9 protein-coding genes and 1 pseudogene are annotated in these 11,681 nt (G+C 67.4%); 3 read left to right on the forward strand and 7 right to left on the reverse strand.

Translation table 11 applies throughout. The features are described from left to right. Together QHF83_RS14740 and QHF83_RS14745 are read left to right on the forward strand one after the other, a co-directional pair. A pseudogene (locus QHF83_RS14740) lies at positions 1 to 1,146 on the forward strand (hypothetical protein); the annotation flags it as partial. A gap of 57 nt (positions 1,147 to 1,203) precedes the next feature. Next, the gene (locus QHF83_RS14745; protein ID WP_282418459.1) at positions 1,204 to 1,539 is read left to right on the forward strand and encodes a hypothetical protein; all 336 of its coding nucleotides are present in this window, start codon (positions 1,204 to 1,206) and stop codon (positions 1,537 to 1,539) included. Here QHF83_RS14745 and QHF83_RS14750 read toward each other — a convergent pair. Then, the gene (locus QHF83_RS14750) at positions 1,487 to 3,151 is read right to left on the reverse strand and encodes an ATP-binding protein (RefSeq protein ID WP_282418460.1); all 1,665 of its coding nucleotides are present in this window, start codon (positions 3,149 to 3,151) and stop codon (positions 1,487 to 1,489) included. The genes QHF83_RS14745 and QHF83_RS14750 overlap by 53 nt on opposite strands. Before the next feature lie 180 nt (positions 3,152 to 3,331). Between QHF83_RS14750 and QHF83_RS14755 the strand changes: the two genes are divergently transcribed. Further along, a complete protein-coding gene (locus QHF83_RS14755) occupies positions 3,332 to 4,567 on the forward strand; it encodes a hypothetical protein (protein WP_282418461.1) in 1,236 nt (411 codons plus the stop codon). A 6-nt stretch (positions 4,568 to 4,573) separates the two neighbouring features. Here the strand turns inward: QHF83_RS14755 and QHF83_RS14760 are convergent, their stop codons facing one another. The 6 genes from QHF83_RS14760 to tssI (QHF83_RS14785) form a co-directional block, all read right to left on the reverse strand. Beyond that, on the reverse strand, positions 4,574 to 5,305 hold the full coding sequence (locus tag QHF83_RS14760) for an N-acetylmuramoyl-L-alanine amidase (RefSeq protein ID WP_282418462.1): 732 nt from the start codon (positions 5,303 to 5,305) through the stop codon (positions 4,574 to 4,576). Between the two features lie 116 nt (positions 5,306 to 5,421). Next, a complete protein-coding gene (locus QHF83_RS14765) occupies positions 5,422 to 6,141 on the reverse strand; it encodes an N-acetylmuramoyl-L-alanine amidase (protein WP_282418463.1) in 720 nt (239 codons plus the stop codon). After that, positions 6,138 to 8,285: a type VI secretion system tip protein TssI/VgrG gene (gene tssI, locus QHF83_RS14770; protein ID WP_282418464.1), complete on the reverse strand. Its 2,148-nt coding sequence runs from the start codon at positions 8,283 to 8,285 to the stop codon at positions 6,138 to 6,140. Before tssI (QHF83_RS14770) ends, QHF83_RS14765 begins: the two co-directional genes overlap by 4 nt. A gap of 15 nt (positions 8,286 to 8,300) precedes the next feature. Further along, the gene (locus QHF83_RS14775; protein WP_282418465.1) at positions 8,301 to 9,161 is read right to left on the reverse strand and encodes a DUF4123 domain-containing protein; all 861 of its coding nucleotides are present in this window, start codon (positions 9,159 to 9,161) and stop codon (positions 8,301 to 8,303) included. Beyond that, the gene (locus QHF83_RS14780; protein ID WP_272417791.1) at positions 9,158 to 9,520 is read right to left on the reverse strand and encodes a PAAR domain-containing protein; all 363 of its coding nucleotides are present in this window, start codon (positions 9,518 to 9,520) and stop codon (positions 9,158 to 9,160) included. The genes QHF83_RS14775 and QHF83_RS14780 overlap by 4 nt, the downstream gene beginning before the upstream one ends. Positions 9,521 to 9,534: 14 nt before the next feature. Further along, entirely contained in the window at positions 9,535 to 11,619 is a 2,085-nt protein-coding gene (gene tssI / locus QHF83_RS14785) for a type VI secretion system tip protein TssI/VgrG (protein ID WP_282418466.1), read from the reverse strand. Between the last annotated feature and the right edge of the window lie 62 nt (positions 11,620 to 11,681).

The raw sequence follows: 11,681 nt of genomic DNA on the forward strand, positions 1-11,681 counted from the left end.
GTCGCCGTCTCCACGATTCCCGCGGCGCCCCCGTCGCGCCCGCCGCCCGTCCCCGCGCCGGTTCGTCCTGGAACAACGTCGTCCGCGGAGGGCGGCCGCGGGCCGAGCCCGTGGGCCGGCGGCGCGCCCGGCGGCGTGGCCCCGGGGCGCGAGACGCTCGGTACGGCGGCGGCTGCGGCCGCAGCGGCAATCGCGGAGGCGCCCAAGGATTCGGCGTCCGACGGCGGCGCGCTCGGCGCATCGAACGAGGCCGCGGGCGTGCGCCCGTGGAGCGCGCCGCGGCGGGAGATTCGCGCGCTCGTCGCCGAGGAGGAGGCGCAAAAGCCCGTCATCGTCCGCGAGCTGCTCCACCTCGTGTGGTTCGAGCCGAGCTTCGTGCCGCGCATCCGGCGCGTGCCCGCGTGGAAGCGGCTGCTCTCCGAGCTCGAGCAGCGCGGCGCCGACAAGGAGATCGACGACGTGCTCGCCGGCAAGGAGGCCTGGGAAATCGAGGATCGCCGCGAGATCTTCGAGATCCTCGCCCGCGCCGATCGAATGGACGACCGGAGCCTCGTCGAGCTCATGGACCAGGCCATTCGCGAGGACGGGAAATACGCGACGCCGATCGTGCTCGTGGGCGGCGAGGTCGAGACGCCATTCGACGAGATGGAGACGCTGAAGGCGCTCTCGACCGCGGCGGCGCCGCTCGTCGGGCCCACGGACGAGGGGCTGAAGGCGGCCGTCGAGGCGGCGGACAAGTTCATCGCGCGCTCGGGTTTGTCGTGGGCGCCCGTCGTGCCGGAGGGTTTGTCGAACCGGATCCGCGAGGCGTTCGCCCGGGAGAAGAAGGGTTTGCCCGCGGACGCGCTCGACATGCAGGCCGAGCGGGCGCTGCTCGGCGGGCGTCATTACCAGAAGCGCGAGGTGCTCGGCGGGACGTACCTGCGGCTGCTCCTGCGCATTCATTCGGACAGCCAGCCCATCGTGGCCTATGCGCCGGACGCGGTCGCCCGCAAGCTGCCGATGTTCCGCAAATTCCGGGCGCGGCTCGTGGGCGAGCTGCATCCGGCACAGGACCAATACGAGGGGCGGGGCGAGGCGCTTCGGGCGCTCGCGATCGGGACGGTCACGGTGCCGGAGCGGGGGACGGCCGGGGCCAAGGGTTAATGGGGGAGCCCCACCCTGGCGACGGCGGCGCCTGGCCCCACATGCGGGCCAAGGCGCATGACGGAGCTCATTGGCTGGGTCAGCTCGTTCATCCTGCTCGCCACGCTCACCGGGCAAAACTGGAAACAGTGGCGCAGCGGATCGGTGGCCGGCGTGTCGAAATGGTTGTGGATCGGGCAAACCGCGGCCTCGATCGGGTTCACGTCGTACAGCGTGCTCCTGGGAAACTGGGTCTTCATGGCCACGAACGCGCTCCTGCTCGTCAATGGCCTCGTCGGCTTCGTGGTGGTCCACCGCCACCGCCGGAGGGCGCGACGCACGGAACAGGCCGGCCGGCACGTCAGCGAGCGGGCTTTCGTGCATTCTGCGGCGAAGCGCGCTCGCTCGGTTTGACGGGGAGGGTGAACGAGAACGTCGTCCCCGCGCCGAGCTTGCTGTCGACGGAGACGGTCCCGCCGTGGGCCTCGACGATCCCCTTGACGATGTACAGGCCGAGCCCCGTTCCCGCGCCGCGCACTGCCCGCGGGCGCCAGTAGCGATCGAAGAGGCGCGGGACGTCCTCCTGCTTGATGCCCGGCCCGGTGTCGGCGACCGAAAGTCGCCCCGAGGCGCCGTCGAGCCCGGCGGAGAGCGTGATCGCCCCGCCCCTGGGGGTGAACTTCAATGCATTGCCGACGAGGTTCGAGAGGGCCTGGATGACCCTTCCGCGGTCGCATGTCAGCGGCAGAGGGTGGCCCAGCGGGCGGGTGCCGAGCTTGATTTCCTTTTGCTCGGCGAGCGGCGCGTGGATCTCGGCGACCTCGGCGAGGAGCACGTCGACCTCGCACGGGCCGAGCTCGAGCGTCATTGTGTTCGCCTCGATGATCGCGGCGTCGAGGAGGTTGTGGAGCAGCTGCATCGCGTGCTCGGCTGTCGCCTTGAGTTTTTGCGCCCGCTCCCGGACCCGTTTCCCCGCTTCGTCTTCCGGCGCCGCTCGTATCATGGACGTGGCGACCAGCATGATCGCCGAGAGAGGATTCCGGAGGTCGTGCGCCGCGATGGCCAGCGCCTCCTCCCGCGCGAGCCGCGCCCGCTGCTCCGCCTCGTAGAGGCGCGCCCGCTCCAGGGCCTGCGCGCATTGCTGGGCGAGCGTGCACATGTACGCCCGATCGTCCTGGTTGATCCGGCAAGTATCGAGGTACGTGACGCCGAGCGCCCCGATCGTCCGATCGCCGACCTTCATCGGGATGACCACCCAGGTCTTGGCCCAGCGCTGCGACGGCGCGTCGGGGTAGGCCGCGCGGAATGCCTCCTGGGAGGCGTACACGAGGAGGCGGCCGGTGCGGATGCAATCAGCGGACGGCAAGGCTGCGGTGAGGGGAATGCGGCGAAATCGCTCGGAGCTTTCTTCCGGATAGCCGGGGGCGAGGAGGACCTCGATCATGCCGCCCTCGGCCTGCAACGCAACGTAACCCGCGTCGGCGTAGACTGCGGCGAGCCCCTGTTCGAGCACGACGTCCGCCACCTGCGTGGGCGTCAGGGCACGAGCGAGCTCGGACGTGATCGTCTGGAGGCGCGCCATCCGCGCCTCGGCAAGCTCGACCCGGATGCGCGCCGCCCGTTCGCCGGCGAGGGCCCTCTCGCGCGCCTCCTCGGAGCGCTTGTAGCGCTCGATTTCGTGTATGACTTCGAGGATGTGAAGAGGAGCGCCCGAAGGGCCGCGGGCCAGGGAGCGGGTGACGGCGACCCAGAGCGGCGAGCCATCCCTTCGCAGCAAGCGCTCTTCGTTCGTGGCGGATTGGATGACGCCCTCGCGCAATACCTGAATGTGCTGGAGGGCCGCCTCCGCGTCGTCCGGATGCCTGAGGTCTTGCGCGGGGCGCCCCTCGAGCTCGTCCAGCCTGCGGCCGAGCGAATCGCAGAGCTTCGGGTTGGCGCGGAGCAAGATGCCATCGAGAGAGACGAACGCCATCCCCACGGCGGCCAGATCGAACGTCGCGTCGGGTCGCTCCCCTAGGTCTGCCATGGTGTGGCTCGACTCCATCTTTCGCCATGGACGGCTTCGTCGGACACCTCGATATGTTCCGCAAATGCGTGGACAGCGGCCGCAGATCGCGCGTACATTTCTCAGGATCTAGTCTACACGCAAGTGGGGGGCGGAAGGTAGACACACGCACCAAGCTTTCGCCAGAGAGGGGAGGGGGCCATGGGCACGGTATCCGTGGAAGGTGTCCTCGAGGCAGGGCGGCTTTACCGGTCGACGGGCGCCATTTCGTCGAAACTTTTACGTCCGCAAGTGCTGCGTTCCTGGGAGCGCTCGCATCTGGGCGGAGCCGATCCGCGACGTCCGCGCGCCGAGGGGCTCGGCGCTCTCGACGTCGAGCGCCTGCGGGACCGACACGACGCGCTCCTCCGCGCCGCGCAGCCGTACATGCAAGCGCTCTCGCGCGCCTCGGGGCGCGAGCGGCACGCGGCCATGCTGGGGGACGCGCGGGCGGTGGTCCTCGACGTGTTCGGCGACGAGCGGACGATCCATGGCCCCGAGCCTTTCCCCGGTCCCGGCGCGTTGCTCGACGAGGCGGCTTGCGGGGCGAACGGGATTGGCACGGCGATCGCGGAAAAGGGATACGTGGAGCTCGTCGGCCCGGAGCATTTCATCGAAGGGTTTCACGCGTTCACTTGCCAGGGGACCCCGCTGCGCGACGGCACCGGGGCAACGGCCGGCGTGCTCAGCGTCTCCGTGCGCAGGCCCGAGGTCGGTCATCGGCTGCGCGAAATCATGCTCTGCGCCGCGCACGGCATTGAAATGGAGCTCTTGGCTGCGCGGCTGGAGGAGGATTTGAAGCGGGTGCTCGTGGCGCGCGGGCAGCTCACCGAGGCGCTCGATCGGCTGCTCGGGGACATCCTCCAGGTGCAGGCGGCCGTGCGCCTTCGGCTGGAGTTTGCCGCGGAGGAGCTCTCCTTCAACCGATGGACGCACGCCCGCGAGCTCCTCGCGCTCGCGACCACGGTCCTCGAACGGTTCCGGCAGCACGCGGCCTTGTGGAGATTGCTCGCGTGGGACGATCCCGCCGCGTCGCGTCCGGTTCATCTCGACGCGCTGGTGCGTGATCTTTTGGAATTGCTCCAGACCGAGGCGTCCATGCACAACGTCGAGGTCGTCCTCCACGACATCGAGCCCATCGTGATCGAGGCGGATCCGAGTACCTTGTCACGATCGGTCTTTCGTCACCTGCTCGGGGCCATGCGGGCGGCCCGCGGCGGCGCGATGCAGGTGGACCTGCGCCGGAATGCCGAGGGCGCCGAGCTGCAAATTCTACCCATCCCCGGCCCGGGCATGGCGCGGGTGAGCCTCGCGTCTTGGAAGCTCGTGGTGCCGGGCCGCCTGATCCTCTCGCCCGATCGGGTCGAAGGGATCGCCGGGGCGTGGCTCAGCTCGTGAACGAATTCAGAGATTGGTCGGCCGGGGCCGCGGGATGGGCACGTTCTTCGGCAGGCTGGAGTCCTCGCTGAAGATGGCCTTGTTCGCGAGGATGAAATCCTCGACGCCGTCGGCGATCTCGGCCGCGATCTCGCTCTGCTTCGTCTGGCAGGCCGTGCGGTCGGCGTCGTTCGAGATAAACCCGAGCTCGATCAGCACGGAGGCTTTCGTCTCCTTGCCGAAATTGTTCTTGTTGAGCACGTGGAGATCGCTCCTGGGACTGATGGGCCCCTCCTTCTTGGGCTTGACCACCTTGGCGCGCGCGGAGATCGCAGTCGCGAGCTTGACCGAGTTCTTGAAGCTCGGGTGATGGCAGACCGACTGGCCTGTCGCCGACGCGCCGGCCGCGTCGAGGTGGAGGCTGATGAAGATGTTTGCCTTCTTCTCCTTGGCGATGTTGGTCCGCCAGTGGAGCCTCCTCCGGAGCTCGCTGATATCGCCGTCGCGCGTCAGGTGCACCGACTCGACGCAGCTGGTCTTCGCCTCGAGCTTCGGCTTCAGGAGCTTTCCGATGGCGAGCGCGAGGTCCTTCTCGTAGATCTCGCCATGGACGCAGCCGGGGTCGATGGGGTAACCCTTCTTGAGCCGGTCTCCGTGCCCGGGATCGATGACCACGATGACGGCGCATTTCTGGACGGCGCTGCCGTCGCTCTGCTCCGCTGCGAGCGCCTGTTGCTGCTCCGGGGATACGGTCGCCATGAGGAATCGAACCTCCGATGTCGTCGAACCATCAAGAAGCGTGAACTGTTGGGCGGGGCGATCGTCTTCGCTTTCGCCCGAGAATTTTTGTTTCTCTCCTCGGAGCGGAGCCCTCGTCAGGGGCCGCAGAGCGCGGCGCGGTTGGCGCTCACGTACGAGCAGATCCCCTCGCAGAGCCAGCCCGCGATGTTGTCTTTGTTGTCGATCACGGCCTTTCGGTCAGCGTCATTGGAGATGAAGCCGAGCTCGAACAACGCGGCGGCCTTCACCGATTGGAAGATGGTGGAGTCGCGATAGATGCCGAGCTTCGTCGATTTCCACTTGTACGTCGCGAGCACGCTGAGCCCCGACGTCTTGATGGGCGGCTGGCGCCACGCGATCGGAAGCTTGTACTCCGTATACAGCGCGCTCGCGAACTTCGCGCTCTCCGCCTTGTTCGACGACTTGTGGTTGTAGAACACCTCTTTGCCGTTGGCCGAGGCCTTCTCGAAGGAGTTCATGTGAATGCTGAGGAACACGTCACACTTCTTGGCCACCGCGACCTGCTGGCGCCACAGGAGCTTTGGCTGCGAGGGATTGTCGACGTTGCCCTCGCGGGTCAGGTGCACCGACTCGATGAGATCGGTCTTCGCGGCGAGCTTGCCCTTGAGCAGCTTCGAGATATCGAGGACGATGTCGCTCTCGTTGAGGCCGCCGCCGACGGCCCCCGGATCGATGGTGGTGCTCTCGTCGTGCGAGTCGCCGTGCCCGGGATCGATCACCACGACGACGGCGCACCGCTGCACGCCATTGCCCGTCCCCGCGACCTGCTGCTGCTGCTGCTCCCCGACCTTCATACCGGGATCGGGCTCCCGTCCCCGTCGGCGGGATCATCGATGGTAAACTGGTCCGGGGCGTGATCATTCGGGCTTTCGTCGGACGTGGCCGCCTCTTCGGGCGCGGGCGGGTCGAAGGGCCCCTCGGGCTTCGAGCCGCTACCGTCGCCGGGCTCGCCGCGCTCGTTGATCCACACCATCGTGCCCCAGATGGTGATGCCGGCGCCGTCGAGATTGATGAAGCCGCCGGCGCCCTTGATCGTGGCCGCGCCGCCCGCCTCGCCGACCCACTCCTCGCCGGCCACGTGGTGAATCTCTTGGCCCGCCCGGAGCGCGCTCCTGCCCTCGACCTTCTCGTGGCGGCTCTTCTTCACCGTGAGGGATTGCTTGCCGTCGATCCGCTCGCGCCGGCTGCCCTTCACCACGAGGTGGACGTCTTTGTTGTACGTCTCGTTCTTGTTTTGCTTCGTGACCTCGTCGTAATCCTTGCCGACCCAGAACTTGCGATTGCCGAGGGTCTGCTCGGACTCGTCGTTCTTCACGAGCTTCTGCCGGTCGTGGACGATCGTGGCGAACTCGTCGTTGTTGACGTTCCGGTTGCGGTCCTTCTGCGCCTGCTGCCAGACGAGCTCTTTCTGCGCGAGATCCTCGAACATGATCTCGTTGAACCCGTCCGAGCCGAGCGACGAATCGCTCTTCCACGTGCTGCGCGTCTTGTCCTGCGGCAGCTTGTACGGGACCTGCTGGGCGGCGTTGTAGACGCGCCCCACGATGATCGGGTGGTCGGGGTCGCCTTCGAGGTACGAAATCAGCACCTCCTGGCCGATGCGGGGCACGGTGATCATGCCATACCCCATGCCGCCCCAGCCCTGGCTCACGCGGATCCAGCACGAGCTCTGCTCGTTCTTCTGCCCCTCGCGATCCCAGTGGAATTGCACGCGCACCCGGCCGAACTCGTCGACGTGGATCTCCTGGCCCGAGGGCCCGACGACCGTCGCGCTTTGCAAGCCGTTGATGCGCGGCTTCGGCGTTTGCCTTGCCGGACGATAAGGCGCCTCGGCGAAGAACGCGTGGCCGTAGAAGTTGAAATCGCCGGTGTCCGTGCCTTCGAGCGAGGCGCCGACGACGAGCAGCTGCCGGCTCTCGGGGAGCGCCGCATGCGGGTGGCGCGCCATCGAGAAGATCACGCCCGGCGCGAGGTCGAACGTGTTCGCCGCGAAGGAGACCATCCGCTCGCCCGTGCGCTCGGCTTCGAGGACACGCGTCGAGAGCTCCGTGCCGTACTTGCCATCGTGACGCGCGAAGCCTCGATCGTCGGCGTTCGGCGTGCCCTCGGCCTTGCCCGTCTCGACGAGGAACGAACCCGCGTCGTAATGGTATTGCTCGAGCTTGCCCTCGATGCCGGCCGTCGGCTCGGCCTTGCCGAAGAGGGTGAGATCGGGCTTGCGCGGATCGTAATCGCGGAACGTCGCCGCGCCGGGGCGAACCTCGCGTCCGAAGCGCACGCGGCTGATGAACTCCTTCTCGGCCGCCTCGTTCGGGTTGTCCACGTACGGAATGGGCGGGCCGGAGCGGGGCGTGTTCGTCTGGATGCGATCGCCGAAGACGAGCGTCGTGCCGCGCTCGGGGTGCTCGCTCAGGGTATACGCGATGCCCGCCTCTTCGAGGAGGCGGCACATGAAGGCGTAATCGGTCTCCCGGTACTGGACCTTGTAGTCGAGCTTCGGGTACCGGTCGCGCTCGATACGCCAGGTCGGCCGGATGTTCCACTCGCCGAGGAGGCGATCGATGATGTCCGGAATCGAGAGCTGCTGGTAGATGCGATTGCCCTGGCGATGCGTGAGCAGCCAGAGCTCCGGCACGATGTGGATGTGGTACGTCGAGAGCCCGTCCTCGGCGGTGACCTCCTGCAGCGCGTGCGCCTGCTCGGCGCGGGACACGATGCCCGTCCACGTGCGCTGGGCGCCGCTCTGCACGTGGGCATACCCTGCGTGCAGGCGGAAGCCCGCGGGATGGCCGACCGCGGCCCCGAGGTCGAGGCTATGGTCCGGCGAGCGGACGAGGAGGTGGATCGAAAAGAGGTTCGAGACGGATTCCCGGACGGAAAAGCGCCGCACGTAGAGGTCGCGTTGACCGGAGGCGAGGGAGAGCTCGAGGTTTGCCACGGCATTGACTCCGAATCAGTGAGGCCTTACGAGCGCCGAGATCGAGAGGTCCTCTTCCTCGACGAAGATTTCCTCCATGCCGGCCGAGAACTCCTGGCGTTGCGCGGGGCTGCAGGTCGGCCAGAAGACGCGGAACACGCCCGGATCGTAGAACCGGAAGTAGACCTTCTCGTTCGTCGATTCGAGGGTCACCATCAAGAAGCGCCGCCAGTGCCGCCGCACCTCCACGAACTTGTCGTAGCTCGTGCAGAAGATGCCCCAGCGGTTGCCGAAGCCCTCGGCGAGGAGACGGTCGAGCAGCGCCGAATCCTTGCGGAACGGGCCCACGAGGTACGGCGCGACGTCTTCGAGCGTCTCGCCCTGCAGGCCGTCGTAGAGCGATTGATGCGGCTCGACGCCCTCGCGCAGCACTTCGAGGATCCGGCGATCACGCGCGCTGTCGACGACGGCATAAAGCGGCACCTTCGCCGCCTCCGCGCGCAAACGCTCGCACGCCCGCGCGGCCGCCTCGACGCGCGCTTCTTCGTCCTCGGGCGAACGTTCGCGCTTGCGCCGCGGCGGCTTCGTCTTGCCCTCGACGTACACCAGGAAATCGGTCTCGCCCGCCTGAATCCAGCCGCCGTGCGGGACTTCGCCCTGCGCGACAGCCTGGCCGCCGAGGCGCGTCCCGCCCTGGCTGCCGAGATCACGCAGCAAGCACGACGCGCCGTTCCATTGCAGCTCGAAATGCGTGCCCGACATCTGCCCGTCGTGCGCGACGACGAGGTCCGCGAGCTCGGTGCGGCCGACCTTCAGCGCGTGGCCCGCCTCGACGGCCTTTTTCGTGCCGGCGAGCTTGCCATAACGCACCTCGACGATGAGCCGAGGCTCGGTCACGACCCGTCCCTCCCGGCCTTCTGCCGCGCGGCGCGCTCGGCCGCCTTCTTGGCGCAGTCCTCGCAGAAAGGTTTGTCCGTCTGGAGGACGGCCATCGGATTGGAGCCGATGATGACGGTCGGGCACCCCGACGCGATCGTGCCGCCGTGGTTCGTGGGGTCGCCTTTCCGCGCGGCGTCCTTCCCGCCGATGATGACGGTGGGCTCGCCGGCGGAGATGGCGGCGCCGCACGCCTCGGCGTCGCCGACGCGGGCCTGCGGCTGGAAGCCGACGATGACCGTGCCCTCGCCCTCCACGATGACATTCGGCGGATGAATCCCGCAGTTGTGGCGATCCGTGATTCGTGCGGCAGGAGGCATCTTCGTGGCTCCTTTTATTGCGCGATGAGCGTCTTGCTCACGTCGTCGACGACCGCCTCGATCGCCGCGTCCGGCTTCTCCGGCGACGCGCCCGAGCCCTGGCCCGCTGCGCCGCCGCTGTTGATGTAGACCTTCGTGCCGCGGATCGTGACGCCGCTGCCGTCGATCCGGATGAAGCCGCCCGGGCCCTTCAGCGTGAGATCCTCGGCCTCGATCACGAGCGCCGTCCCCGCCTTGATGTGCAGCTCCTTCGACACCGCGAGCGCGTGGTTCTCGCCGATGAGCTCGTGCCGATCGCCCTTCACCTCGAGCGACTGATTGCCCTCGATGCGCTGGTTGCGCTTGCCCTGCACGTGCAGGTGGCTGTTGCCCTCGACGCGCTCGCGTTTGTCCTGCTTGATGACGATGTCCTGGTCCTTGCCGACGAACACTTTTACGTAACCGATCGTCTTGTCTTGTTCGTCGTTCGAGACGAGCTTCTGCCGATCGTGGCCGATCGTGATCGTCTCGTCGTTCTTGACGAGCCTGCGCCGGTTCTTCTGCGCCTGCTCCCAGACGAGCTCCTGGCCTTTGAGATCCTCGAACATGATCTCGTTGAAGCCGTTGCCGCCGAGCGAGGTGTCGCTCTTCCACGTCGAGCGCGTCTTGTTGTCCGGCAGCTTGTACGGCACCGCCTGCTTCGCGTTGTAGACGCGGCCCACGATGATCGGCTGATCCGGATCACCGTCGAGGAAGCCGACCATCACCTCGTGCCCGATGCGCGGGATCACGATCATGCCGTACCCCGTGCCCGCCCAGCCCTGGCTCACGCGGATCCAGCAGGAGCTATTGTCGTCGTTTTTCCCTTCGCGATCCCAGGGGAACTGCACGCGCACGCGGCCGAACTCGTCGGTGTGGATCTCCTGGCCCGCGGGGCCCACCACGACCGCGCTCTGCACGCCCTCGACCTTCGGCTTCGTCGTCTTCTGCTGCGGCCGGTAAGGCGCGTCCGTGAACGCGGCTTGGCCCGACATCGTCCACTCCTCGCCCGGCGTGCCCTCGACCGAGAACTCCGTCACGAGCAGGCGTTTGTCGTCGCCGAGCTCGGCGTGCGGGTGTTTGTCGACGGAGAAGATTTGCCCCGGCCAGAGATCGATCGTGTTCGTCTCGAACGCGATCGTGCGCTTGTCCGCGCGCGTGCCGCCGAGCATGCGATCCGCGCGGTCCTTGCCGAACCCTTGATCGTACCGCGCCGTGCCCTTGTCGTCCGCGGTCGGCGTGCCGCCGCCGCCCTTGCCGTTCTCGACGAGCGTGGCGCCCGGCTGGTAATGATACTGCTCGTACTTTGCCTCGGGCCCCTCGGCCTTCGGTGACTCGCCGAAGAGCGCGAACATCGGGTTGCGGAAATCGTAGTCGCGAATCGTGTGCGCGCCGGGCCGGACGATGTGCGTGAGGCGGACCTTCGAGAGGTACTCCTTCTCGGACTCGCGGTTCGGGTTGTCCACGTAGGGCAGGGCGCCGCCGGGCCGCGCGGGGTTCGCTTCGAGGCGATCGCTCAGCGTGAGCTTCGAGCCCTTCGCGTCGTCGTCCGGGAACGTGTACGAGATGCCCGCCTCTTCGAGCAGGCGGCTCACGAAGGCGAAATCGGTCTCGCCGTACTGAACCTTGTACTCGAGCTTCGGGTACCGGCCCCGATCGATCTCCCACTTCGACTCGACGCTCCACTCGCCGAGCAGACGATCGACGATGTCGGGGATCGAGAGGTGCTGGTAGATGCGATACCCGCGCCGCTGCGTGAGCAGCCACAAGGTCGGCACGATGCGGAGCGAATACGTCGACAGCTCCTTGCCCTGGCCGCCCGGCTGCACCGCGTGCACTTGCTCGATCGAGCTCACCACGCCCGTCCAGAGCCGCGCGCCGCCGAGGCGCGCGTACTGCCAGCCGCTCACGACACGGAGGCTCGCCGGCTGCCCGACGATCGCTTCGAGATCGATCGAAGGGCTCTCCGAACGCGCCATCACGTTCACGCTGAACAAGCTCGAGACGCTCTCTTGCACCGAGAAGTGGCGCACCGACAACGACGTCTCACCACTAGCGAACGATAGCTCCAAGATCGGCATGGAAGCCGCCTCCTCGACGTGACGTGACCGCCAGGACCAATGCGCGTACTGTCCGAATTTTG

The organism is Polyangium sp. 15x6, from assembly GCF_029960785.1.
GTDB lineage: Bacteria > Myxococcota_A > Polyangia > Polyangiales > Polyangiaceae > Polyangium.